Annotated in this window: 27 protein-coding genes and 1 pseudogene; 12 read left to right on the forward strand and 16 right to left on the reverse strand. The window is 69.9% G+C overall.

All coding sequences use genetic code 11. From position 1 onward, the window contains the following. Nucleotides 1–80: 80 nt before the first annotated feature. The 4 genes from AX721_RS00870 to AX721_RS00885 form a co-directional block, all read right to left on the reverse strand. Nucleotides 81–272 carry a hypothetical protein gene (locus tag AX721_RS00870; RefSeq protein WP_068874041.1) on the reverse strand — a complete coding sequence of 64 codons (192 nt, stop codon included), beginning with the start codon at nucleotides 270–272 and terminating at the stop codon, nucleotides 81–83. Between the two features lie 44 nt (nucleotides 273–316). After that, the gene (locus AX721_RS00875; RefSeq protein WP_068874042.1) at nucleotides 317–508 is read right to left on the reverse strand and encodes a hypothetical protein; all 192 of its coding nucleotides are present in this window, start codon (nucleotides 506–508) and stop codon (nucleotides 317–319) included. Nucleotides 509–529: 21 nt separating this feature from the next. Further along, on the reverse strand, nucleotides 530–727 hold the full coding sequence (locus AX721_RS00880; RefSeq protein ID WP_068874043.1) for a hypothetical protein: 198 nt from the start codon (nucleotides 725–727) through the stop codon (nucleotides 530–532). Between the two features lie 127 nt (nucleotides 728–854). After that, nucleotides 855–2,240, reverse strand: a complete 1,386-nt coding sequence (locus AX721_RS00885) for a phenylacetate--CoA ligase family protein (RefSeq protein ID WP_068874044.1) — start codon at nucleotides 2,238–2,240, stop codon at nucleotides 855–857. 104 nt (nucleotides 2,241–2,344) lie between these two features. Between AX721_RS00885 and AX721_RS00890 the strand changes: the two genes are divergently transcribed. Further along, complete coding sequence (locus tag AX721_RS00890) at nucleotides 2,345–3,679, forward strand: nucleotide disphospho-sugar-binding domain-containing protein (RefSeq protein ID WP_068874045.1); 1,335 nt, start codon at nucleotides 2,345–2,347, stop codon at nucleotides 3,677–3,679. Beyond that, nucleotides 3,676–4,896, forward strand: a complete 1,221-nt coding sequence (locus AX721_RS00895; RefSeq protein WP_068874046.1) for a radical SAM protein — start codon at nucleotides 3,676–3,678, stop codon at nucleotides 4,894–4,896. The genes AX721_RS00890 and AX721_RS00895 overlap by 4 nt, the downstream gene beginning before the upstream one ends. Here the strand turns inward: AX721_RS00895 and AX721_RS00900 are convergent. Together AX721_RS00900 and AX721_RS00905 are read right to left on the reverse strand one after the other, a co-directional pair. Beyond that, the gene (locus tag AX721_RS00900; protein ID WP_068874047.1) at nucleotides 4,875–5,870 is read right to left on the reverse strand and encodes an aldose epimerase family protein; all 996 of its coding nucleotides are present in this window, start codon (nucleotides 5,868–5,870) and stop codon (nucleotides 4,875–4,877) included. The genes AX721_RS00895 and AX721_RS00900 overlap by 22 nt on opposite strands. Continuing rightward, entirely contained in the window at nucleotides 5,867–6,706 is an 840-nt protein-coding gene (locus tag AX721_RS00905) for a GNAT family N-acetyltransferase (RefSeq protein WP_068874048.1), read from the reverse strand. Before AX721_RS00905 ends, AX721_RS00900 begins: the two co-directional genes overlap by 4 nt. A gap of 187 nt (nucleotides 6,707–6,893) precedes the next feature. Here AX721_RS00905 and AX721_RS00910 point away from each other — a divergent pair, with 187 nt between their 5' ends. Genes AX721_RS00910 through AX721_RS00920 form a run of 3 tightly spaced genes read left to right on the forward strand, consistent with a single transcriptional unit; the run spans nucleotide 6,894 to nucleotide 9,498 of the window. Further along, nucleotides 6,894–7,583, forward strand: coding sequence for a bifunctional 2-polyprenyl-6-hydroxyphenol methylase/3-demethylubiquinol 3-O-methyltransferase UbiG (locus tag AX721_RS00910; RefSeq protein ID WP_068874049.1), 690 nt, complete (start codon nucleotides 6,894–6,896; stop codon nucleotides 7,581–7,583). Further along, entirely contained in the window at nucleotides 7,580–8,383 is an 804-nt protein-coding gene (locus AX721_RS00915) for a BtpA/SgcQ family protein (RefSeq protein WP_197422420.1), read from the forward strand. The genes AX721_RS00910 and AX721_RS00915 overlap by 4 nt, the downstream gene beginning before the upstream one ends. A gap of 2 nt (nucleotides 8,384–8,385) precedes the next feature. Then, nucleotides 8,386–9,498 carry an SIS domain-containing protein gene (locus AX721_RS00920; protein ID WP_082765316.1) on the forward strand — a complete coding sequence of 371 codons (1,113 nt, stop codon included), beginning with the start codon at nucleotides 8,386–8,388 and terminating at the stop codon, nucleotides 9,496–9,498. On the opposite strand, the gene AX721_RS00925 is transcribed toward AX721_RS00920, so the two are convergent. Further along, entirely contained in the window at nucleotides 9,495–11,015 is a 1,521-nt protein-coding gene (locus AX721_RS00925; RefSeq protein ID WP_197422421.1) for a pyridoxal phosphate-dependent aminotransferase, read from the reverse strand. The genes AX721_RS00920 and AX721_RS00925 overlap by 4 nt on opposite strands. A 71-nt stretch (nucleotides 11,016–11,086) precedes the next feature. Next, the gene (locus AX721_RS00930; RefSeq protein WP_068874051.1) at nucleotides 11,087–11,896 is read right to left on the reverse strand and encodes a TauD/TfdA family dioxygenase; all 810 of its coding nucleotides are present in this window, start codon (nucleotides 11,894–11,896) and stop codon (nucleotides 11,087–11,089) included. Nucleotides 11,897–12,018: 122 nt separating this feature from the next. Here AX721_RS00930 and AX721_RS00935 point away from each other — a divergent pair, with 122 nt between their 5' ends. Continuing rightward, a complete protein-coding gene (locus tag AX721_RS00935) occupies nucleotides 12,019–12,285 on the forward strand; it encodes an acyl carrier protein (protein ID WP_197422422.1) in 267 nt (88 codons plus the stop codon). A 3-nt stretch (nucleotides 12,286–12,288) separates the two neighbouring features. After that, nucleotides 12,289–13,893 carry a class I adenylate-forming enzyme family protein gene (locus AX721_RS00940; RefSeq protein ID WP_068874053.1) on the forward strand — a complete coding sequence of 535 codons (1,605 nt, stop codon included), beginning with the start codon at nucleotides 12,289–12,291 and terminating at the stop codon, nucleotides 13,891–13,893. Here the strand turns inward: AX721_RS00940 and AX721_RS00945 are convergent. Next, on the reverse strand, nucleotides 13,890–14,393 hold the full coding sequence (locus AX721_RS00945; RefSeq protein WP_068874054.1) for an N-acetyltransferase: 504 nt from the start codon (nucleotides 14,391–14,393) through the stop codon (nucleotides 13,890–13,892). The genes AX721_RS00940 and AX721_RS00945 overlap by 4 nt on opposite strands. Next, nucleotides 14,390–15,358, reverse strand: a complete 969-nt coding sequence (locus tag AX721_RS00950) for an NAD-dependent epimerase/dehydratase family protein (RefSeq protein ID WP_082765318.1) — start codon at nucleotides 15,356–15,358, stop codon at nucleotides 14,390–14,392. The genes AX721_RS00945 and AX721_RS00950 overlap by 4 nt, the downstream gene beginning before the upstream one ends. A 104-nt stretch (nucleotides 15,359–15,462) precedes the next feature. On the opposite strand from AX721_RS00950, the pseudogene AX721_RS28705 reads away from it, so the two are divergent. The 5 genes and pseudogenes from AX721_RS28705 to AX721_RS00965 all read left to right on the forward strand — a co-directional run. Beyond that, nucleotides 15,463–15,885, forward strand: a pseudogene (locus AX721_RS28705) (S1/P1 nuclease); the annotation flags it as partial. After that, complete coding sequence (locus AX721_RS28710; protein WP_197422423.1) at nucleotides 15,845–16,018, forward strand: SDR family oxidoreductase; 174 nt, start codon at nucleotides 15,845–15,847, stop codon at nucleotides 16,016–16,018. The pseudogene AX721_RS28705 and the gene AX721_RS28710, both read left to right, overlap by 41 nt. Nucleotides 16,019–16,483: 465 nt before the next feature. Beyond that, nucleotides 16,484–17,539: a S1/P1 nuclease gene (locus tag AX721_RS00955; RefSeq protein WP_068874055.1), complete on the forward strand. Its 1,056-nt coding sequence runs from the start codon at nucleotides 16,484–16,486 to the stop codon at nucleotides 17,537–17,539. A gap of 3 nt (nucleotides 17,540–17,542) precedes the next feature. Beyond that, nucleotides 17,543–17,962 (forward strand): hypothetical protein, encoded by a 420-nt coding sequence (locus AX721_RS00960; protein ID WP_068874056.1) that lies wholly within the window; start codon nucleotides 17,543–17,545, stop codon nucleotides 17,960–17,962. Between the two features lie 2 nt (nucleotides 17,963–17,964). Then, nucleotides 17,965–18,603: a hypothetical protein gene (locus AX721_RS00965; RefSeq protein WP_068874057.1), complete on the forward strand. Its 639-nt coding sequence runs from the start codon at nucleotides 17,965–17,967 to the stop codon at nucleotides 18,601–18,603. Nucleotides 18,604–18,645: 42 nt separating this feature from the next. Here AX721_RS00965 and AX721_RS00970 read toward each other — a convergent pair whose 3' ends face one another. From AX721_RS00970 to AX721_RS00990, 6 genes are all read right to left on the reverse strand, one after another. Continuing rightward, on the reverse strand, nucleotides 18,646–20,007 hold the full coding sequence (locus AX721_RS00970) for a hypothetical protein (RefSeq protein WP_068874058.1): 1,362 nt from the start codon (nucleotides 20,005–20,007) through the stop codon (nucleotides 18,646–18,648). Nucleotides 20,008–20,009: 2 nt separating this feature from the next. After that, nucleotides 20,010–20,438 carry a hypothetical protein gene (locus AX721_RS00975; RefSeq protein ID WP_068874059.1) on the reverse strand — a complete coding sequence of 143 codons (429 nt, stop codon included), beginning with the start codon at nucleotides 20,436–20,438 and terminating at the stop codon, nucleotides 20,010–20,012. Nucleotides 20,439–20,901: 463 nt separating this feature from the next. Then, complete coding sequence (locus tag AX721_RS27170) at nucleotides 20,902–21,123, reverse strand: hypothetical protein (RefSeq protein ID WP_156466940.1); 222 nt, start codon at nucleotides 21,121–21,123, stop codon at nucleotides 20,902–20,904. 86 nt (nucleotides 21,124–21,209) lie between these two features. Continuing rightward, on the reverse strand, nucleotides 21,210–21,947 hold the full coding sequence (gene hutC / locus AX721_RS00980) for a histidine utilization repressor (RefSeq protein ID WP_068874060.1): 738 nt from the start codon (nucleotides 21,945–21,947) through the stop codon (nucleotides 21,210–21,212). Between the two features lie 70 nt (nucleotides 21,948–22,017). Further along, nucleotides 22,018–22,803: a PepSY domain-containing protein gene (locus AX721_RS00985; RefSeq protein WP_068874061.1), complete on the reverse strand. Its 786-nt coding sequence runs from the start codon at nucleotides 22,801–22,803 to the stop codon at nucleotides 22,018–22,020. Between the two features lie 10 nt (nucleotides 22,804–22,813). Further along, the gene (locus AX721_RS00990; RefSeq protein WP_068874062.1) at nucleotides 22,814–23,521 is read right to left on the reverse strand and encodes a PepSY domain-containing protein; all 708 of its coding nucleotides are present in this window, start codon (nucleotides 23,519–23,521) and stop codon (nucleotides 22,814–22,816) included. Nucleotides 23,522–23,689: the final 168 nt, after the last annotated feature.

The following is a 23,689-nucleotide window of genomic DNA, read 5'->3' on the forward strand; positions in this document are numbered from 1 at the left end:
GACTGAGAGAGGCGGATGCGACGCCGACCGCCGAGCCATGCCCGACGGCCGTCAGATGTTCGCGGGTGCGGCTTCCGTCCCTATTGCATGACGGGTGTGGCGGCGATCTTCATGTTCGCGGCCACGGCGTTGGGGTTCTTGGCCAGCGAGGTCTGCAGGCCGAGGTGGTTCAGCACCTTCTCGGTCGCCGCCGCGTCGACGCCCGCCGCCTTGGAGATCTGCTCGATCACCTCGCGGGACTTCGCAGCGACGTCATTGCCTTCGTTTTCCATGGGGACCTCCGTTTGTGGGCCGATGATGGGGGACGTGCGCCGGGCTAGCGGACAACCTGTCCTGCCGCTATGCGCAGGCCGCTAGCCGGGGTGTTGGGATTGCGCGAGAGCGCCGTTTCCAGCCCCAGATGATTGAGGATCTTCTCTACCGACGCCTGATCTACGCCCGTCGCCTGGGCGATGTGCGCCACCGCCTCTTTGACGCGTTTCGCGCCGTCGCCTGACTCGCTGGCCATCCGGGAATTCCTCCGTGTGCGCTATTGGTGAACCTGACTGGCGGTGATGCGGACCCCGTTGGGGAACTCGAGCTTGTGGGCCAACGCGTTCTGCAGACCGAGGTGGCCCAGCACCTTCTCGACCTCCGCCGCATCGACACCGGTGCTGCGAGCGATCTCGCTTACGAAATGCCGGCTGTAGTCTTCGACGACCTTCGCTTTCCAGGCATCGTCGGCCATGGCGACTCTCCTCTGCCGATGAGTAAGCTCGCACATTTTGAAAGCCCCGCCCCGGGGCCCTGGAACACGCAGGGGCCGGAAGTGGCGGTCGCGGGCAAGCTAGCGGGAAAGTCCGCAATGAGCAACCTTAGGTTTTCACGCCCGTGCCGCCCGAGGGCGGCGCGTCGGCCGCGATCAGCGTCCTGTAGCGCTGGAATTTTGCGCCCGGCTGAAAGACGGCGACCGCAACCTCCAGTTCGAAACGGCCCTCGACGATCCGTTGGGCGGCGGAGCGCACCTCGTCGAGGAGATAAGCTCCTGAAGGATCCAGGAACTCCACCCTCAGCTCGGCCCGGTCAAGGGCGAGCTGGGTCACCTGCAACTCCCGCAAGGGGAAGGCGCCGAAGAGCTGGTTGAGGTTCGTCGGCGCGAAATAGCCGCCGCCCGCAAGGGGGAAGGACGGCGCCTGGCGGCCCGTGAGCCGCAGGATGCGCCGACCGGGAAGGCCGCACGGGCAGGGCTCATCCGTGACGGCGGCGAAGTCACCCGTCCGGTAGCGGAGTATCGGCATCGCCCGGTTGCGCACGCTGGACAGGACCAGCTCGCCCTCGCCCGTCCAGCCCAGGGCGCCGTCGGCGGCCAGGACCTCGCAGATGAGCGCACCCTCGTGGATGTGCAGGCCGGGGCCTCCGCAGCAGGAGGAGGCGACGCCCCCCGTTTCGCTCAGGCCGTAGGCGTTGACGATCGGCAGGCCGATGCGCTCCTGCGCCTCCAGACGGAGCGGTTCAGGGAGCTCGGCCCCGCCGCTGATGATCGCGACCGGCCCGTCGGCGAGCCTGGGTGCGCGCCCGTCGAGCTGCTCCAGGAGGATGTGCAGGATGTTGGGCTTCAGGCTGAGGACGGCGGGCCGGTGCCGCCGGACCAGTTCGGCGATGTCCTCGCTGGCCGACAGAGACAGCGTGTCGAAGACGACCCGCAGGGTGGCGCCGGTGAGGCAGGAGGGATCGGTCCAGATCCGGTCGTTCAGGTAGCTGTTGTCGAGGATGGTGAGCGTAAAGATCGGCCGGTCGTCGAGGATCCCGGGAAGCAGCCCGGCGTAGCAGAGGGCCGCGCAGGCGGAGAAGTACTGGAGCTCCGCAAAGCTCGTGGCGTCGTAGTAGACCGTGACGGGCGGGCCGCTCGTTCCCGAGGTCGGCCGGGTCCAGAGGCTCTCCTTCGCAAGCCCCGGCCGCAGGAAGGCTTCGGAGCGGGTGCGCAGGGCGTACTTGTCGATCAGCGGGATCGTCGCCTCGTAGTCCGCCCGGTCCCACTCAACGCCGGCGTAGGCGGGGACCAGGGCGGCGGCGGCGCGGATCGCCTGGCGAAGCCGCGTCCAGGGCCTTCGGCCGTGGTCCAGCCCGACGCCTGCCGCGAAAGCCTCGAAGGACTTCCTGGCGTCCTCGATGACGGCCGCGGCCTGCACATGCTCGATCAGATCGAACGCAAAGCGGGGGTTCTGTTCGACGAAGCGGCCGAACGCTCCGGGCTCCTTCATCGCCTCGATGCCTCCTTGAAGGGGAAGGCTCCGCTTCCACAATCCATGATTGACATCCCCGGAGCCGAAAACAAACTGGCGGCTAGGTCCGGAGGGATGGGTCGGTGAGCAGGATCGCGGTCTTCCCGATAGACGCAATCGGCCACGTGAAGTCGGTCCTTTCCGCCGTCGCGCCCCTGGCGCGGGACCGGCGGCTCACGGTGACGGGGTACGGGAGGAGCTTCCTGGAGGAGGCTTTCGCACGGGCCGGCCTGGGTTTCGAGGCGACCATGGCCGAGCCGCAGCCCGACGATCCCCAGGGCGACCTCCGGTGGAAGACCTTCGTCAGGCCGGGCCGCGACCTGGGCCGCACCCTGGAGGCGGTGGACCGCTTCCGGCCGGATGTCGTCCTCTACGACCCGTTCTCGCTCTCCGGCCGGATGGCCGCGGCGGTCAGCAGCGCGCCATCGGCCGCCTTCGTGACCATGCACGGCTACGGGGTGCTCGCGGACGACTTCGTGCGGGCGAACGGCTGGGACCGTGACGATGTCCTGGAAGCGAACGGCGCCTACCGCCGGGCCTGGGGCGTCGACCTGCGGGCGGAGGGGGCACTGCCCGTGCTGTTCCCGTCGCGGGACATGACGCTGGTCCACACCACGCGACGCCTCCACAACGTTGTGAGGCCGTCGCGCCAGCCGCTGCTTCACTGCCTGCTGCGCGACAGCGCTCGGGAGACGCCCATCGGCTGCTGGGCGGATTGGGACGCGGTCGCCCCCAGGTCGGAGGAGGCGCCGGACGAAGCCGCCGACCGGGCTCTACTCGCGCGGCTGGCCGCGGCCAAGGCCGAAGGCCGCCGGGTGGCGCTCTTCTCGCTCGGAACGGTCATAACCGACTTCCGATATGGAACCCCCGTGGGGGGGGCGCCCAGCGGGTCGGCCTTCCTCCGCCAGATGCTCTCCCACGCCTTTGAGGCCGCCAGGCGCGATCCGGGCCTGCTGTTGGTGGCCTCGGTCGGGCGCAGATACCTGGCCGACCGGCCCCTGGAGGCGCCGCCGAATGCGATGGTGCAGCCGAACGTGCCCCAGGCGCAGATCCTTCGCCACTACGCCGACGTGTTCATCACCCATCACGGGGCGAACTCTGAGCGGGAGGCCGTCCTGGCCGGCGTGGGGATGGTGTCCCTTCCGGGCGCCGGGGACCAGGCGCCTAACGCGCGCGCGGCGATCGCCAACGGCGCGGCGCTCGCCCTATGGGATCTGGAGGACCCCTTCGGCAGCTGCACCGCCGAAAGCGTCGCCACAGCCATCGACAGGGTGAGCCGGGAGCCGGGCTTCCGCGCGGCCTGCGAGGCCCTGGCGTGCGAGATGCGGCAACCGGCGGGGACCTCCAGCCTGGCCGACCGCCTCCTCGCCCTTGCCGGGGCCGGGGCCGTGGCGGAGCCCGCCGAGGCTTCGCCATGAAGTCCTGGACCCTGTCGGAGCTGCGATCGTGGCAGCAGGGCGATCCCGCGGGAGAACTCGCCATCTACGGGGCCGGCGATCTGGGGAAGCTGGCGCTCGAGGCCCTTGGGCGGGCCGGGCTGCGCGTGGACGCCTTCTGCGACGACAGCCCGCTCAAGGACGGCGCGGCCTGGGCCGGGACGCCGATCCTCTCGCTCGAAGCCCTAGCTATCCGGCATCCGTCGTGCCGGGTGCTGATCGCTCACAACTACTTCTCGGCCGTTCTTCCCCGACTTGCTGCCGTCGGACTGGCGGAGGTCAGCGACTGCTCGGGGATCTTCCAGAGCGCGGACCTAGCCGGGGTCGACGTGGGTGTGCATGCGCTGGAGATCGACCGGAAGATCGCCTGGCACCACCGGGAGTGCGCCAAGGCCGCGGGCGGGGATCACCTCACCCTCAAATACGTGGACGTGGTGATCACTGAGGCATGCTCTATGCGCTGCGCCGACTGCTCGAACCTGATGCAGTACTACGCCAAGCCCAGGCACGCCGACTTCGATGAGCTCTGCGAGGACCTGCGACGCCTCCTGGGGGCCGTGGACTGGATCGACGAGGTGCGGGTGCTGGGCGGCGAGCCCCTTGTCAACAAACGGTTCGGGGAAATCGTGCGGGTCCTCTCGGGCTACAGGAATTTCCGTCACCTGGTGGTCTACACCAATGCGACCATCGTCCCGGGGCCGGCGGCGATGGCCGCTCTTGGCGATCCCCGGGTGACGGTGAACATCACCGACTACGGCCGCCTTTCCCGCAACCTCGACGCATTCACCTCAGCCCTCGACGCCGCGGGCGTTGCCTACCTGGTGAAGCAGCCGTCCTGGACGGACTCCGGCCGCATCCGGCCGCAGTCGAAGTCTCCTGCCGAGCTCGACGCCCAGTTCGAGCGGTGCTGCGTGAACGACATCCTTACCCTGCTCCACGGGCGCATCTACCGCTGCCCGTTCTCGGCCAACCTCACCAACCTCGGGGTCGCCGCGGCCGGCGCCGGCGAGGTGGTGTGGGTAGGACCCGACCGCCTGAGGTTGCGGAAGGACCTGCGCGAGCTGTACGGCCGCAAAGGCCACCTCACCGCCTGCAGCTTCTGCAGAGGACGCGACTATGCGACCCCGAAGATCCCCGCCGCCATCCAGGCGGCGCGGCCGCTGGCGCTGCCACCGATTCAGACCGCGCTGAAGCCGTAGCGAGTGTAGTGGACGTAGGTCTCCCCGGCCTCCAGGCGTGGGGAGGGGAAGTCCGGGCGGTTGGGGGCGTCCGGCCAGGCCCCGGTCTGCAGGCAGAGGCCGGTGCGGCGAGCCGGAAGGTGGTCGCCGCTATAAACGGCCAGGCCTGGTTGGTCGGTCTCGATGGTCATCGTGCGGCCGGAGGCGGGGTGCTCGAGCCGGGCCGCCCAGCCCGGGTCATCCAGGGCGTAGCAGAGGTCCAGGGTGCGCGCACCGATGGTCTCAGGGAACCGCAGATCGCATGGGCTGTCGTCGACCCGCCGGGGCGGGCCCGGCAGGGGCATGAACGCCTCGTCGGCGGCGATGAAGCGCGAGGCGTTCACCGCCAGCCGGTGTTCGTCGATCCTTCCGGTTCCGGCCAGGTTCCAGAAGGCATGGCTGGTCAGTCCAACGATCGTCGGCGCGTCGGCGACGGCGCGATGCTCGATGGCGAGATCGCCGTCGCCCGAGACTCGGTAACGGGTCTCGACCTCGACGGCCCCGGGATACCCCTGGTCGCCGTCAGGACGCTTGAGGCGGAGGACGAGGTCGACGTGCGCCGGGGAGCTCTCCACCTCGGCGTCCCAAACGAACCTGTCGAATCCCCGGCTGCCACCGTGGAAATGGTGCGGGCCCATGTTGCGGTCGAGCTGCCAGAGGCGGCCGTCGATCTGCAGGCGCCCGTTCCGGACGCATCGCGCAAAGCGCCCCATGACGCAGCCGATGTAGGGGTTCCTGGCCGGGTCGACGTAGGCCTCCAGGTCTGGCAGCGTGAGGCAGACGTTGGCCAGCCGGCCGGACCGGTCCGGGGTCTGGGCCTCCACGAGCGTCGCGCCGTAGGTCCAAACCTCGACGACGAGCCGCCCTTCCGCCTCGGCCCGGAGCGCCTCGACGGGGTGACGGCTTCCATCATCGGGATCCGTGAAGCTCCCGACGGTGCGGCGGGAGACTTTCATTCCGGTTCAGCAGTCGCGAAGCGGTACTCGACGGCCTCGAGCACGGGCTGGAAGCCGAGTCCCAGGAAGAGCCGGTTGGGGACAGGATTGGCGAGATTGGTGATGAGCACGCACTCATTCCCGGCGAGCAGGACGCGCGCCGAGAGCTCCGCGACGGCTGCGGCGGCATAGCCGCGGTTGCGCAGGGTCTGCGGCGTGAACACCGCCTGCACGCGAACTACCCCGAAGACAGGCGGGGTGACCCCCACCACCGTCACCGGGCCGCCATCCTCCCAGAGGAGGTACCGTCCCTCGCCGAGCCGGCGGCCCACCATGCCGGTCGCCGTGACGGGATCCTCGCCAGTCTCGGCGAGGAAGCCTTCCATCAGGCCCACCACGTCCCCGCCGTCGGAGGGGGCGGCCCGGCGCAGCTTTCCGGGCGCCGGCCGGGCGGAGCCAGGAACCGGGAGGCGCCAGAGCCTGCGGCCTTCCACGGGCTGCGCGCCGCGTCCGACACTCTCGAGCCAGGCGCCCGCAAAGGCCGCGGCCGCGCCCGCCGGACCGCGCACCCCGGGCGCCCTGGAATCGTGTGCGGCGACCGCCTGGGCGATCCGGCGCGCATGGGTGTCCGGCATCGGCGCGAGGTTCACCGGCCGGCCGGGGGTCTGCACGGCGAGCGCCGTCGGAACGCCGCCATCCCGGGCGAGCCAGGCGGTTGCCGGCCGGGCCTGGGCCGCGGCCTCGTGAAGGACGGATGCCCCCTCATTCGCCCCGACGGGATCATGCCTGAGTAGCGGGGCGGCCGAGTCCAGCGCGAGCTGCGGATCCTGGAATGTCTCGATGTCCAGAGGCGCCACCTTTCCCGGGGACGCAGGCTGCCGCGCGGCACGTATAGGTGTCAATCGGCCGGCGCTCGGCTAATACTGGCGGCGCCGTGGCCGGAATGCCCTCCTGATGGACCGATCAACTTCTGACGCAGCGCCTGAAGCGAACCCGTACGGATCGACGTTCGCGCGTCTCTACGAGCACGCCTTAAACGGTTGGATGCGCACCTTCGCCCCGCGCCTGCGCGACTACCTGGCGCGCTTCGTTCCGCCCGGCGGCCGTATCCTGGACCTGTGCTGTGGCACCGGCGAGACGGCGGTGACTCTGCTCGAGGGCGGCTGGCGCATCGTCGGGCTGGACCGCTCCGAGGCGATGCTCGAGATAGCTCGTCGTAAGCACGCGCGTGCCATCGCGGAGGGCCAGATCGCGCTGGTCCGGGGCCAGGCGGAAGGCTTCACCTGCGTCCAGTCCTTTGACGCCTGCGTGTGCGTGGATGGGGCCCTGAACCACATGCCCGCCCTTGAGGGCCTCCGGTCCTGCTTCCAATCGGTGGCCGTCGCCCTCAAGCCCGGCGGCCACTTCGTCCTCGACCTGCTCGAGGCCTCGCATTTCGCCGGCTGGAAGAACGTCCAATTGACTGAGGACGAGGAGCACAGGATCGTCCGGTCCGGAAGCTGGGATCCGCAGCGCAACCTTGCCCTTCTGAACATCTCGGGCGCGATCGGGGCCGACCGGCGGCCCGTGGACGAGACCCTGACGAGCCGCGTCTTCGACCGGGCCGAGGTCGAGGCGGCCCTGGCTGCCGCCGGGCTCGAGCCCCTGGGCTGCGACCTCGAGGACCCCCGTCCGACGGGGCGCAGCTTCTACCACGCGCGTAAGCTCCCTCGCCGAAAAGGGGCCGGCGCTTGATCTTCGAGGCCGGCGGCCGGAGGAAGACGCTCCTCGGCATGGTCCATCTCAGCCCGCTGCCGGGGACCCCGTTCTACGAGCCCGACAGCTTCCCGAGCCTGGTGGACAGGGCCGTGACATCGGCGGTGACGCTCGAGAGCGCAGGGTTCGACGGCTGCCTCGTCCAGACGGTGGACCGCGTCTATTCCGTCGCCGACGAAGCCGATCCGGCGAGGATCGCCGCCATGACCATCGTCGTGCGCGAGGTGGTGAGGGCCACCTCGCACGGGTTCAAGGTCGGGGTGCAGATCATGTACAACGCCGTCCGCGCCTCCCTGGCCGTGGCCAAGGTCGCGGAAGCCGACTTCATCCGCGCCAGTGCGGTGGTGGGAGCCTCCGTCAGCGCCCATGGCCTGGTGCAAGCGAATCCGGAAGAGGTCTCACGCTACAGGTCCGCTATTGCGGCTTCGGACGTGGCAATGGTCGCCGATGTCGGAAGCATGCACTTCCGCTGGCTCGGCGGTGACCGCGGCGTCGGAGAAGTGGCCGTCCTCGCGCACAGGGCGGGAGCGGACGGCGTGGCCGTCTCCAATCCGGACGAAGCCGCCCTCGCGGCGGCGCTGCGGGAAATCCGCGGTGCTGCGCCACAGCTGCCGGTGATCCTGGCCGGGGGCACCACCCACGGGAACGCCGGCCGGCTCCTGGCGCTCGCCGACGGCGCCTTCGTGGGCGGCTGCCTGGAGCGCCAGGGCTGGGGCGGGGCGATAGATTCGGAGCTGGCGCGAAACTACGTCGCGCGCGTCCGGGCCGGCGCGGGCTAGGCATGGATCCGGATCCGCCCTCCCCCGATGTCATGCTGCGCCAGGCCGCCGCCCTGGCGCCGGACCTGCGGGCCCTGGTCCCGCGGCTGGAGGATGACCTTCGGCGCCTGTCCTCGGCCGTGGCCTGGAAAGGGCTAGATGAGGTAGTGGGCGTAGGCAGCGGCGACAGCCATTTCGCCGCCCTCGCCTCGGCGGCAGCCTTTCGTCGGTTCGCCCAAGTGCGACTGCGGGGGCTCTCTTCTCTTGCCTATCCCTACGAGGCCGAGACTGTGGGCCCGCGCAGCCTGGTGATCGGCACCTCGGCCTCGGGCAAGACACCGGGCGTGATCTCGGCATTGGAGGACGCCGGCAAGCGGGGCGGGCCGACCCTCGCCCTGACCTCCACGCCCCATGCGCCGATCATGGTTGCGGCGTCGGACGCCCTCCTGCTCAGGCTCGGGTCAGACGAGCCGTCGCCGGGGATCCGCACCTTCCAGGCCAGCCTAACCGCGCACATCCTTGTCGCCGTGGCGTTGGGAAGGGCGCGTGGGATCCTGTCGGGGCCGGAAGCGGGCGCCGTTGTGGGCCGGCTGCTGGCCTGCTCCGCCCTCTTGGAAGAGGTCCTAAGACGGGCGACCGCCTTCGTGGAGCTCGCCTCGGAGGGGCTCGCGGCGGCGCCGTCGACCATGGTGCTGGGCGCAGGTGCAGGTCTCGGGACCGCGAAGTACGTGGCGGCCAAGGTGGTGGAAGGCGCGGCCTGCTTCTGTGTCGGCCAAGACATCGACGAGTGGTGGCACGTGGAGCGCTTCGCCGACCCGCTGGATGCGCCCTTGATCATCCTGGCGCCGGACGCTCCCGCCTGGGGCCGGGCGGCCGAGGTCGCCGCGGGCGCCCGGGGCCTGGGACACCCCGTGTTTGCGGTATGCCCACGGATTGCGCGCGGGCTCGTGGAGCAGGCCGACCTGTGGCTGGAGGTCCCGGACGTTGAGGAAAGCTTCTCGCCGCTGGTCTACAGCCTGGTGGGTCCGCTCCTGGCCGCCGCCTTGGCGAAACGCCTGGGGAGGGGACCCTTCCGGGCGGACCGCCCAGAGGTTGGCAGGCGCATGCGGGAGTACCTCCGTTCCGTTGCCGACTAGACCGCTGCGGGCTGCGGAAAGCGAAGGCCGGCCAGGCGGTCGGCGGCGTCCCGCAGGTCAGGCGCCGTGCGGGCCGTGGTCATCCGCATAATCGCGCCGGAAAAGCAGAAGGTGAGGATGCCCGGAAGGAAGGACACCCCGGTCTGGGCGAGAATGTCGCGGTAGCAGACATAGGAGTCGCGCCAGCCGGGGAACCTGACCGCGGCGTTGACCGAGAAGCGAGGGACCATGACCTCCGCGCCGAGATCCTGCATCAGGCCCACGGACACGTCGCGCAGCGCCAGCAGGCCAGCCTCCGCGCCGCGGCGATCGCCGCGGTAGACGCTGTAGGCGGTCTCCAGACGCGACGGCGTCAGACCCAGATGAGGCTCGAACTCCATGAACTCCGATGGGCCGGGACAGTCCAGCCCCTCCAGCAGCCAGCGCTCCAGCCGCGCCATCACCTCTATGAACAGGTAGAGCAGGGACGGCGGGCCGCCGTAGGTCGTCGAGGCGAACTCGTAGTATTCCGCGATGACAGCCGCGTCGCCGACGATCCAGCCCGCCTTGAAGCCCGGCGCGGCCCAGGATTTCGACACGCTGGCGATGCGCACGACGTTTGCTGACGCTCGCAATGGCGACCGCCAGGGGAGCTCGCCGACGCATTCATGGCACTCGTCCAGCAGGATCATGGTCTGCGGCGAGGCCTTGCGGATCAGCTCGGCGAGCTCGTCCTCGTCCACGGCGCCGCCCGTCGGGTTGTTCACCGTCTGCAGCAGCACCAGAGGTGTCTCCGGACGAAGCTGGTCTATCAAGGGCCGGAGGGAGACGACCCCGTCCCGGCAGGGGACCGCCGCGAGGGACACCGGGGCCCGTCGGGCCACGGCCTGCACGAGAGGAGGATAGTTGGGGATCGCCGCCAGCGCCGGGGCGAGCGTCGCCCGGCGGGACCCGAGGATGAAGTCGGCCAGCGCATTGACCGAGAAGGTGCCGCCCAGGGTGAGGGCCACATTGGCCTCGTCGTACACGGTCAGGCCGAGCCGCTGGTTCTCCAGCCTGGCGACCGCCTCACGGCAGGCCAGCCGGCCGCGGGAGTCGGAGTAGCCGTACCAGTCCTGGTCCAGCGAGAAGCTGAGGGCGGCCTTCAGCACCTCGGAGAGCCCGAAGGCCCGTTCGTCCACCGCGCCGCCCGAGAGGATCACCTTGGCCACCGGCCGATGGCGGCCGTAGAGGTCGTCGCGGAAGAAGGTGTTGAAGAGCTCCTTGATGAAGGTGACCGTGCTCGGCCCGCTCAACACCTCGTCCGCCGTCGCCGACCGCCGGCTGCGGGATTGCCGCCACAACTCGGCCTCCGGTGTCGCCGCCTCGGCCTGACCGGCCTCGGAGGCCACCCGGCCGAGCCACAGCGCGTGCAGCTGCCGCCAGTCCCCCGGGTCCTCCGCCCGGGCGAACACCTCGAGCACTCGCTCGTCCACTTCGGGGGCATAGGCCCTGAAACCGTCGGCGGCCCGAGGGACAGACAGCGGGGGCGGGTCCATCGGGCGCTGCCGGAGCGGCGAGCTGAACAGCCCGGTCGAGACCGTCCCCGGAGTGCCTCCCGCGGCCATGGCTATGCCAGCCTCAGGCGCTTGAGGTGACGCGGAGGCCCCCCGCGCGCCGGGCCCGCCGAAGTCCGACCATGGAAGTACCGCCGGTTGTCGAGCAGGAGGACAAGCCCCGCCGACCAGGCAAGGCCAAGGGCTTGGCAGCCGTACATCGCCCAGAGCAGGCTTCGCAGCGCCGCCGACACCCCCTCCGGATCGATCTGCGGGCCCTCATAGGTCCAGTCGAGGGGTTCGTCCTGGAAGTCGCGGAAGGAGAAGACCGGCCGGCCCTCGGCCTCCCGCAGGACGGACGGGGCGCCTGGCGGGCCGTCGTACCGGACCCCCTCCAGGATGCGCCGGGCCGCGGGATCGAGCCGGGCGGCCACCCCGGCCATTGGAGTCAGCAAGGTCAGCGCCTGCGCTTCAGCGACTCCGGGGTCGCAGCACAGGAAGAGCAGATACCGGGGCTGGCCGGCCAGAGGCTTGCGGCTGCTCTCGCTGTGCAGTGAGAGCTCGCCCGACGTGAACGGCTGCAAGGCGACGTCTCCTGCTTGCGGCAGGGTGCTTCGGAGGTTGAGGATCACGCCGCGCGACGTGAAGGGCAGGACGGCAGGATCCCGTTCCGGCGTGGGGAGGCCAAAGGCCATCGCCAGCTCGATCAGCGTCTCGTCGTTGACGGGCTCGCTCGACCTGGCGATCGCGTAGCCGTCCGCCTCCACCCCGGCCTGGAGGCTGGGGGCAAGGTCGCCAAGCGGGCGCGGAGCAAGCACGGCGGGGTCGACAGCGAGCGGACGGACGGCGCCGCGGCCAGCGAGCAGCTCCCTGCGGAGGACCATGTGAGGGTCCTGCGGTCGCTCTGCGAAGGATCCGGCTAGCCGCAAACTACCACCTAGAGATTGTGTCTGCGGCTTGTACACTAATGCGGATACGCCATGTGGCCAAGCTGAGGGAGGGGGCCTTGCCGGACGACGAAAGCACGGGCGCGCGGCGCGCGGCTGTCACCGAGGTGGCCGCCGACATCCTTAACCGGTCACCCCGAGAGGTCGACCCGGAGATGGACCTCGCCGCCGCCGGCATGGATTCCCTGGCCTTGGTCCGCTTCATGCTGGCTCTGGAGGCACGCTTCGGGATCTCCTTCCCGGACGGGTCGCTGGAGGCCGAGGCGTTCGGCACCGTGGCGGCCGCCGAGCGCACGGTGGCGGCCCTCGGGCAGCGGGTGGCGTAGGTCGTGCTCCTGGAATCCCCCGCCGACCGTGAAGCGGTGCGCCTGTACAGGGGCGCGGGGTTCGACCCCGCGGCACACCCTGCCGCGACCATCCCGGCCCTCCTCGAGCGGCAGGCCGCCCGGCTGGGCGACCGCCCGTACCTGACCGCCGTCCCGCCTAGGGGGGAGCCCGAGACCCTCTCCTTCGCCGAGACCGCCGGCCGCGCGCGAGCCGTGGCGCTCTGGGCCCAGGCTTCGCTCGACGGCGCCCGGTCGGGAGTCGTCGCCCTGGCCCCCCGCAACGACCTCGCCTCCGTGGTGACCATTTTCGGCCTGCTGCACGCCGGCTTGAAGATCCTGCTGCTCAACCCCGCCGATCCTCCGGACCGCAAGCGCCAGCAGATCGAGGCGGCCGGGGCGGAGGCCGCCGTATCCTGTTCGCCCCGGCATGAGGATCCGAAGGGCTGGCTGGCGCTCCCCGAGGTGCCGCTGCCCGGCGACGAACGGGTGCCACTCCCCTCGCCGCAGGACGACGGCTCCTTCCTGATCGGCACCTCGGGATCGACGGCTGCCTCGAAGCTGGTGCTGCAGACCCATGCCAACGCCCTCGCCAACGCAGCGGCGGTGGTGCGCCATCACGCGCTCGCTCCCGGCGATCGCTTCGCCGGCTGCCTGCCCATCCATCACGTCAACGGCCTGCACTTCACCCTGGTGGGCATGCTCGCCGCCGGCGCCCACGCGATCCTGTTCGAACGCTTCGATCCGTTCGGCTATCCACGGGCTCTGCAGGCGTGGCGGCCGCGGATCGCCAGCGTCGTGCCCAGCCTCCTGGAGGCCCTCCTAGCCGGCAACCGGGGCGAGGGTCTTCCGGACAGCCTCCATTACTTCGTCTCGGCCGCGGCGCCCCTGGCGACCGCGACGGCCCGGCAGGTTGCCGACAGCCTCAGGCGGCGTGTGGTGCAGGGTTACGGCCTCACCGAAACCACCAACTTTTCCTGCACCCTTCCCGCGGACCTGTCGGAGACGGCTTACGCCCGCCTGATGCTCGACGCCGACATCCCCTCCATCGGGGTGGCGGTGCCCGGCAACGAGGTTGCGGTCCTCGATCCCGACGGCCGGGTTCTGCCGCCCGGCGAGCGCGGAGAGATCTGCATGCGCGGCCACAACGTAATGGCCGGCTATGCGGGCAACCCCGAGGCCACCGCCGAGGCCTTCCGGGGCGGTTGGTTCCATTCACAGGACCTCGGGATGGTGGTTCGGGACGGGGAGTCAGACCGGGCCTATTTCGTGATCACCGGCCGCGCCAAGAACATGGCCAAGGTGGCCGGGGAGGCGGTTTCCCTGGAGGAGGCGGAGCGGGTGCTCCGCAAGCTCCCCGGCGTCGCAGACGCCGCCTGCGCCGCCATGTCCGACCCGCTGTACGGGGAACGCCTGGTGGCCCTGCTGGTGCTCACCGAGGAGCTTCCGGACGCCGCCGTGCGCGCCCACCTCGCAGCGGCAATGTCGGCCGCCGCCCAGCCGGCGCGCATTCTGCGCGTCCCCGGCATTCCGCGGACGCAGACGGGCAAGATCCGCCGGCCGGAGCTGAAGCAACTGGTGGCGGAGCTGACCGGCCGCAAGCCCGCCTAGGGAACGTCGGCCGCCAGCGCCTTCTCGAGATAGACGCGCGGGCGTTCGGGCCCAGCGCGCGGCGCCCCCACCGGGACAAAGCCGTGGGCGAGCAGCATGCCCAGCACGCGCGCGAGATCGGGATTGGCCTCCGCCCGGATCACATCCGCTCCAGCGGCCCGCGCCACATCGAGCGCTCGCCGGACGGCCCGCGCCCCGAGATAGGGATGCTCGAGCCTGAGCGCGGGATGCACGGCCAGCCGCTGCATGTAGACGGCTGCCGCCGAAGGCGCGTAGTCGGTCAGGGCCAGGTCGAAGGGAGGATCGCGGGTGAGCGTGACCATGGCGGCGGGCTTCCCGTCCATGCGCAGCAGATGGACCGAGCCCGCCTCGACCCGCCGGCGGGTTCCGACCAGCGAGCGTTGCGGGGGGCCCGCGCCGGTGTCCGAGGCCACGTCGCTGGCGAGGAGCAGCTCGTGGACCTCGACCGCGTCCCGCGCCAACTCCCAGGCGCCGGTCATGGATCCGCCGCCTGCAAGCTCGCCACAGTCTCCGCCAGCGCGGCCTCCAGGGGGACGGCGTCCTCGCAGCCGAGCTCCACGCGGATGCGGCTGTCGTCGACGACCAGGTGCTGGCGGAAGTCCGCATGGGCCGGGAACTCGTCAATGAGGGGCCTGAGTGCGCCTTCAGTCCCGTCCTCCACCGCCCGGATCTCGTTCGTCAGGCCGGCCGCCCGGGCGATATGCCGGACCCATTCCAGCTCACTCAAGTCGTGCGGGGCCGGCGCGTTGTAGACCCTTCCGGGCACGCCGCGGAGCGTCACCAGGGCGATGGCCTGGGCGACGTTGCGCACGAAGTTGCGGGCGTTGCGCCAGGCCGCGGCGGTCTCACCCAGGACGAGGGGCCGACCGCCCCGCAGGCGATCCAGGTAGGCGCCGACCCGCCGGTCAGCGTCGCCGGGCCCGTAGACCATGGGCAGGCGGACGACGCTGGCGGGCAGCGCCCCGCCCAGGAATGCCCGCTCCGCCGGGATCTTGTCGTAGTCGTCCATCCAAAGCCTTGGGTCTCCGGCGCCGCGCGGCGCGGGCCCGCGATAGGGGAACATCCGCGACCGTAGCGGTTGGTTCTCGGAGAGCGGCGCAGGCAGGCTCCGACCGGGCTCCGTCCCCAGCAGGCGGCCGAAGGCGCGATAGACGCTGAGGCTGCTGACCGCCGCGGCGCGTCCGGCAAGCCCCACCAAGCAAGTGACGGCCTGCTCGGCGTCCCTTCCGTTCTGCGGCGTCATGTCGAGGACGACGTCGGGCGCAAACGCCGCGAAGTCGCCCCGCGAGGCGGCCAGGTTCCCCCGATCCCCATAGATGTGCCGCACGGTGCCCGATGGGCTCTCGGCGCCGCTCCGATGGAACAGGCAGAGCTCGTGGCCATTCAGGGCTCGGACCACCTCGCGGCCTATGAAGCCCGTGCCGCCCAAGATGAGGATGCGCATCTCTTCACCACGCGCCTGAGGACTGAGCGGCTGAATGCTTCAACGCGGCCGGGCCGCGGTCAAGCTGCCGCGCCGTCTGGGCGGTCGCCCGCAACGTCCGTGAACGGGCCGCGCTGCTTCTAGCGCACTTCGTCAGCGATCTGCACCAGCCGCTGCACGTGGGCGCTGTCTACCTGCAGGACGATGGCGACCGCGCGGACCCGGATGCGAGCCCGGCCGACGATAAGGACAGCGAGACCCCCGGCGGCAACTCCCTGAAGTTCGGCAGCGACAAGAACCTGCATTCCGCCTGGGACGGGGTGCTGTCCGGATGGCCGGTATCCAAGGCGCGCTCGCCGACAAACCCGCTACGTGGGCGACGGAGTCGATCCGTGAGGCCCGCAAGGCGGATGACGGGCCGCCGGATGAAGGCCACCGCCTGCCCGGCCGCAGATCCGAAGAGAAGGAAGAGGCCGACACATCGCGGACGCCACGCGGGCCAGCGCGGTGGAGGGCGCCGACATCCCCACCTGCCACGCGGTGGCTGAGACGGCGGTGCCTATAGGGGGCGCCTGCACCTCGGCCGAGGTAGGCGATATGGTCTGCTTTCTCGCGTCCGGGTCGGCCCGACACAATACTGGTGCGGAGATCGCCATCGATGGCGGCATGTCGTGCGGCTGAGTTCGGCGGTGTCACCGGTTGGCCAGCGAGCCAAGGAAATCCGACGCCGCGATTGGCGGAAACAGGCGTTTGCGGAGGAGGGTCGCCGCGCGCTGCGCATTCTCCGTCCTTGCATTCGCCGCCGCCACTATGGCGGAACCCATGCAGAAAGGGACGGCGGACCTTGGCAGGGGGACGCTGCAACCCCGCAGTTTCGCACATGATCTCCAACTTCGTGAAGCTGCGGGGGCCGATGGTGCTCTCGCAGCGCGACGCCGGGAAATTCCGGTTCCATCTCGTGGAGGCTGGCGAGCGCCCTGCCGAAGCGCCACGCGAAATTGGAGACGATCCAAGCGACCATGAGCCGAGCGGTGCAGAAAATGAAGAACGCCGATCTCCAAACCCGTTGACAGCCAGGCCATGCAATGCGCGCAGTGCGCTTGTCCACGCCCGACGCAACCGGGCGACGCAGGACGGGGGCAAGGCATGCGGCTCTTCACGTCCGCGCTCGCGGCGGCGAGCGTCCTTCTCTGTGGGTCGCCCGCCATGGCTTGGGGCGCCAAAGGGCATCAGCAGGTCGGCGCGATCGCGGAGCGGCTGCTGAACCCCAGGGCCCGGGCCGAGCTCAAGTCCCTGCTCACCGGGTTCGGCGCGACCAACACGACCGGTCGGCCGGACCTCGCCTCCGCCGCGGTCTGGGCCGACTGCGTGCGCGACGTCTCCAGGTCCGGGGGGACCTTTACCTACGCCCGCGGCCAATACACGCCCGCCGCCTGCTTCCAGTTCGAGGACACGGTCGAGGAAGACCGGATGAAGGACTACGCGAGCCGCAACTGGACACAGTGCGTCTACTACCCAGGCTGCCATGGCGCCTATCACTTCGCCGACGTCGCCATTCAGCACGACCACTACGATCCGGCCCTTGGCTACGTCGGGACGAGCGACCACGACGTGGTCAGCGCGATCAAGGCCTGCATCGCCGTGCTACAGGGTGGCAGTGCACCTCCGCCGTTCAACATCCGCGACAAGAAGGAAGCCGCGCTGCTCCTGGCGCACTTCGTCGGCGATCTGCACCAGCCGCTGCACGTGGGCGCTGTCTACCTGGAGGACGATGGCGACCGCGTGGACCCGGATGCGAGCCCGGCCGACGACAAGGACAGCGAGACCCGCGGCGGCAACTCCCTGAAGTTCGGCAGCGACAAGAACCTGCATTCCACCTGGGACGGCGTGCCGTCGGGATGGCCGGTGCCTCCGACGACAGCGACCCTCGCCAAGGCGCGCAACGTCCCGGGCACCCAGGGCGCGCTCGCCGACAAGCCCGCGACGTGGGCGACGGAGTCGATCCGCGAGGCCCGCAAGGCCTACGACGGGCTGACGTTCTCGGCCGTGGGCGTCGCATCGAACAATTCCCGCTATTGGATCGCCCAGTTCACCAACGAGGCCGCCTATGGCCAGGCCCGCCGATCGATGCAATCGCGGCAGGTGGTGAAGGCCGGCGCACGGCTCGCCGAGATCTACAACGCCATCTGGCCGGAGACGTAGGCCATGCTCCGCCGCTATCGCACCTGGTTCGCATCACGCCTGCGCCTGCCCACCGGCGCCCGGTTCGGGCTCGGCCGCGCGGTCATCCCGGGGCCTCGGCCACCCGGCGCGCCGCGATGGCGCGAGGACGCAATCTACTTCCTCGAGCTCAACATCCAGGAGATGATCGTCGCGCCCTACATGTCCACCGGTCCGCCCAGCCGACAGCTGCTGCGGCAGACGCCGCTTTGGCAGCCGCTGCTTGACGACATCCACACGATCGTCGCGCGCGCCGAGACGATCGCCATGAGCCGGGGCCGCACCTATGTGTCCTCGACCTCGGTCGCGCTAGCGCTCGGCGCCGTCGTGGACGACCTCGCGACGACGTCGTTCCAGATCTGGGGGCCGGAAGACGACGAGGACGAGCCGGCGCAGGGAGGCTGACCTTGAACGACGTACCGGACAAGACGGCGCCCGGGACCAAGGACGTACCGGCCACGTCCAAGCGAACGAAGGCGAAGGCCGAGGCCGCGCGCGGTGGCGGTGGCGGTGGCGGGGCTGGAGGCCATGGAGGCGGTACGACGCCGAATCCCCCCCGCAAGCCGACAGACAGTGAGATCGCCCTCTCCAACGCGCTGATCGGCGGCGCCTTCGGTTTCATCGGTATCCTGGCGCTTGTTGCGCCGCAGTTCGTCGACAAGGTGGAGCCAGGCGCCCTGAAGGTCGGCACCGCGTTCGGCGCTGCAGCCTTCATCGCCTTTGTCGTCAGCATCTATTTCGGCGGGCGCGGACAGGGGAAGATCAAGGGCGGCACGAACAACATGTTCGACCTGCAGGCCAAGCTCGGGATCGGCGGGCTGGTCGGGCTGCTGATCACCGGGCTGATCTTCGGCTTCAACCCCAGGAAGCCGGACGACGGCCTCGAACGGCGCCTGCGGAGCGCGGAGGCGAACGTCCAAGTACTCGACGCCCGGACCGCCACGGAGGCCCGGTTGCTGGAGCAGCGGCAACAGGCACTCGAGGCCCGCATGAATGCGCTCGAGGTGGCGCGGTCCGCGCCAGCCCCGCCGCCGCCCAAACCCTGACGCCACACCCGGCGCGCGCGCTTCGACGCCTGGCGCGGCGGCTCAGTACTTCGCGCCTAGGCTGAGCTTCCATTCCTGCTGATCGATCAGCACGTCGGAGCGCCGGCCCTTCGAGTACGAGAGCTCGAAGGTGAAGATCTTTTTCGGGTCCGGCGAGAACGACAGTCGGCTGGTGAAGAAGTTCAGGTCCTTGCCGCTGGAGAGGTTGGGCAGCCACGTGTCCGTCACGATCAGGTCGACCGGGAAGTTCGGCAGGTCACTGGTGATGGCGAAGCCCACGCGCGTCCCGACCCTGATGAAGTCCTGGTTGTACGGCGGCAGGAGATTGCCCCGGTCCGTGAACCAGCCCCCCACCGCCCGGACGTCGGCGATCAGCCGCCAGGAGGCCGTCGTGGCGCCCGGCCGGAACTCCCGGAAGCTGTTGATGCCGTCATTGCGGATCGGCATCCACGCCGCGGTCAGCGTCCAGAGATGGCTCGTGTCGCTGTCGGAGTCGCTCTCCCGGTACTCGGGCCGTAGCGTGATGTAGTGGGTCACCGCGAGGTCGTCGGGTGTTGGGCCTGGCCGCGTGAACCGGAAGTCGGCCAGCACGCCGCCGTAGGTGGACTCGAACGTGTTCGAGGGGTCCTTGCCGGTCACGTGGGAGAAGTCACGCAGGGCACCCAGGTACGGCACGAACGAAAGGCTGCGGTAGGTCTCGTCGATCACCGGCGGCAAGGCCAGGCCGGCCACGACCGACCACTTCTTGACCTTCTTGTCGGCCACGTCGTCGCGCGACAGCGTCACCGACGCGGCCTCGACGATGGCGAAGTCGGGCTCCTCGCGGTCGAAGTTGAGGCCCTCCGTCGAGCCCCGCAGCCGGATCGGGAAGGTGTATTTGTAGGTCGGGACCGGCAGGCTGCCCGGCGGCCGCTCGACTGCCCGGTTGCAGAGTAGCTGAACGTCCGTCCGCTGGAAGTACTCCAGCGGCGTGTCGGCTGCCCCCTCCTTCGGGAACGACGAGCCGAACGCCGTTAGCAGGAGCGTGAGCGATCCCCGCGCCTCCACCAGGTTCGCCTCGTCGTCGCTCGCGCAGGCGGTGTTCCCGGCGCCGGTCGGGTCCTTGCAGATCGTTCCGTCGACCAGCATCCGCTGGCGGGGCGAGATCTTCCAGGACGCGACCGGAACCTGGGACGCGCCGAACGCGGAGTCGTTGTGGTCCCGCGCCCAGTCCTCGAGCGTGCGGCTGACCGGCTTCTGGTCGAGATAGAAGGTCGCGAGCTTCTCCTTGTCGACGACGTCGCGGCCGGCGGCGTCCTTGACGCAGACCGTGTCGAAGGCGGGCACGGGCGGCGCGGCCGCCAGGGCTGCGGTCGGGAAGGAAAGCGCCGCGGCGGCGGCGAGCGTACTGCGTCGGCTGGCCATGGTCAGCTCGTCCGCGCGTCGAGCTTGGCGATCAGCCCGGTGACGTTGCCGGGCAGCACCTTGACGATGAAGGCGACGTCGATCGCGAAGCTGAAGGAAGGGTTGCCTGCCCTAAGCCGGCCCAGGACATTGACGAGGAAGTTCCGCATCATGTCGCGCGTGTAGTTCCAGTCCCCCGAGAAGGTCTTCACCAGGTCAGGCGGCGGCCAGTGGCCCTCGGCCATCATCTGAGCCGACACCGCAGCGGTGATCCGGGCGGTCTTGAGCGACGGGTCGGCCGCCAGGGCGGCCGCCTTCGCCGCCTCGACGGCCGGATCGGCGGGGGCCGCCGACGCGGCCTTCTTCTTGGTGGACTTCGGCTTGCCGCCGCCCCCACCCTCGGTCCCGTCCACCCTCGTCGACGCCTTCGGCGCCTTCGGCGTCTTCGCCATCCCTAACCCCCTCCGCGCGATGCGGTCCCCGGTTGCAGGTGACGATGCCACGATTCTGGATTGCGCCGTTCGACGATCTCGGTTGCGCGCACGTGCGCAATGGACGGACGGACGTCAGGCGCCTGTCCCGCCGCATCGATCCATCCACAGGTTTCGTGGCCGCCCCGGCCGGGTAGAGCTGGCCGAACCCTGTCTACGCCGCCCGCCCGCAGTTGGCGGGAACCCAGGGACCTGAACCAGGGACCTCTGCATCTCTTCGCAAGTGGCGGAACCACGGAAGGATAGAAGGACGGACCCAGTCATGAAGCGGAGCCCGAGGTCTCGGATGCGCCAATTGCGGACGTGGGCTTCGGAGCGGAGAGCGGACCTTCGATTGCGCCGTCCGCTGATGCGCTTCCGCCGTCGTCGCGATTGTTCCGGACAGTGTCAAAGCCGCATCTGAATTCGGTCGACGACGATAGGCTCACCGTCGCCAAGCCTCACGTGCCTCGTATCCACATAGCTGAACTGCAGACGCTCGTAGACTGCACGGATCATGGGATGGCATCAGCCCCGCCATGTAGACTTGGTTGACGTTCGGCAGCGCGTTCCCGACCGCGTCCACCATGGCGTACATCAGCACGAACATCGCGCCGAAATGCAGCACCGACATCAACGCCAGCCGGCCGTAGTGCTTGGCTTCCATCGGAAGGTACCTCTTTGCGTCCCGGGCGCCCGCGAGCCGGGGCCCGCATCACCGCAACGCGCGACCGGACGCGAGGGACCCCGCGCCTAGGGACGGGGCGCGGGCGCCCCCTGCGGGGCGAACCGGGCCACTAGGTCGTAGGCGTCGCCTGGGAACGTCAGCCGGACATGAGTGATCTTGTCTTCGCCCCGCCAGGTTCGGCGCTCGAGCACGAGACAGGCGGCCTCGGGTTGGATGGCCAGCAGGCCGGCCACGCTACGCGGCGCGTTGGCGGCGCTGATCCGGTGCTCGGCCTCCGTCCACGGGACGTGCCCAAGAAGCCAGCTGCCGGGCGCGGTGCGGACGAAGTCGACGGTCCCAGCCTCCGGCACGGCCTTGAGGTTGATGACGCGCTCCTCGAGGGCGAAGGGCCGGCCGCTCGCGCGATGCAGGCATTTCAGCGCGACCACCGGGACGGCCTGTTCGAGCCCCAGCTCCTCCACTTCGCGCGGAGTCGCACGTCGCGCCGTGCGGGACAGCAGTTCATAGCGGTAGGGTTCACCCCGACCGGTCACCTCCGCCGGGATATCGGGGATGGCGAGCACGACGGCGTGGATACGAGGTCGGGAGACGAAGGATCCGGTCTTCCGGTGGCGCACGATCAGCCCGCTCTCGGCGAGCGGCGCCAGCGCCTTGTTCACTGTCATCCGTGAGCAGGCGTATTCGGCCATCAGCTCATGTTCGAACGGGATGCGGTAACCGGGCGGCCAAGCCCCCGAGAGGATGCGATCCGATATCTCCGCACGGATCCGCTTGTGGAGCGAGGCGTCCTTGGGCTCGGTCATGGGTCCCTTCGAGAAGCGACTCGGGCGCGGCGGCAGCGCGGCAGGATCGCCGCCGCCGCGCCCGTCCAGCTTACGACTCCCGCGGCAGATCCGACCGGACGCTCTGCGGCGCGGCGATGGATTCGCCGAGCTTGGCCTTGCGCCTGGCCCTCATCGCCTCGATGGGATCCAGCACCCAGGCGACGTCCGATCTCCGGAAGCTGCGGAACAGCAGGATGAGGCCGCTCAGCGCCAGCCAGGCCGCGGCGGTCCCGACGGTGATGATCAGCGGGTGGTTGAAGCTCTGGCGCTCGGTGTAGTCCATGATGTGCAGCATCCAGGCGATATCCCACAGCCGCCAGGTGTCGTTCTTGGTCCCGAGCAGCTCGCCCGTCTTCGCTGACATTAGAAGCGTCGTGCGCCCCTCGTCCGAGAACTCGACACGCCAGACAGGCAAGGCGACGTCGCGGGTCTCGAGCGTGGTCTCCGCGACGTGGGTGACGCTACGCACCGGCTCGCTGCCGACGTATCGCGCCACGGCGAGCGTCCTGGCCCGGGCCGTATCGATCTCGATCGGCGCGCCCGTCGTGGCGTCCAGCAACTGCACGCCAAGCGGGGTCGTCGCCTCGTAGACCCAGGTGTCGAAGAGCGGCTTCAACTGCAGCGTCACGATTGGAGCGCCGACCCGTTCCGCCACCTGCGCCAGGGCCAGGGGCTGCGGCGGCGAAGCCGGCCGCGCGACCCCGAGCACGGCATGCTCGGCGGACACCTCGTGATGGTCGAGCAGCGCCATGACAGCGCCGCTCGATGCCCACAGCAGGAATTGCAGGCCGAGGACGAGGCCGAACCACTTGTGGAGCCAGCGGATCAGGAACATGCGCGGGTCCTCAGGCGGCGGCTTTGCGCACGCGGCGCTTGCGGCGGAAGCTGTAGATCAGGAGCCAGCCGCCGGTCGCGGCGGTGGCGACGGCCATCCAGGTGAAGATCCGGATCAGCGGGTTGTTCACGTCCTGGCGGTCGTCGTAGTCCATGATGTGGAACATCCAGACGAAGTCGAACGTGCGCCACAGGTCGTGGCGACGCGACACGAGTTCCCCCGTGAATGGCGAGATGTAGAAGGTGGGCCGCCAGGCGCCTTCGAACTCCACCCGCCACAGCGGCATCGGCCGGGTCTGGACCTCAAGCGGCGCCTTGGTCAGCAGCTCGGCGCTCACCACGTCGCCGTCCTCGGCGAACAGGGCCTTGGCGCGGGCCCGGACCTGAGCCTCGTTCAGCGGCGACAGCTTCTGGCCGGTGCGGGCGTCGAAGAGCGCCTTGCCCTCCTCGGCGTCGACTACATAGACGGGCCGCCCCAGTTGGCTCTCCAGCCGTGCGGACCTCAGGCCCGGCGCGAGATGAGCCAGATGCGCCGGCTCGACCAGTCCCTCGAAGGACAGCGGCTGCACCAACGGCGCCTTCACCAGGCGATCCCCGTGGATGATGTCGATGTGGACCGCCGTCATGTAGATCCCGCTGAGGGTCCAGAAGACGGCCTGGATCGCCACGACGAGCGCGATCCACTTGTGGGTCGTCCGCGCGAGGGCTGGCCAGCGCATCTTGTCCTTTCAATACGTTTCGTGGGCGCCGACCAGGGGATTGTGGTCCGGCCGGCGCCTGCTGTGCGGCCTAGAATGTGTACTGCAGCCGCACATAGCCCCGACGACCCAGGAGGTCGTAGGTCATGGTGTCGGTGTTGGCGTCGGTCCAGCTCTGGATGAACGGCG

The sequence above is a fragment of the Phenylobacterium sp. CCH9-H3 genome (assembly GCF_001557235.1).
In the GTDB taxonomy this organism is placed as follows: domain Bacteria; phylum Pseudomonadota; class Alphaproteobacteria; order Caulobacterales; family Caulobacteraceae; genus Phenylobacterium.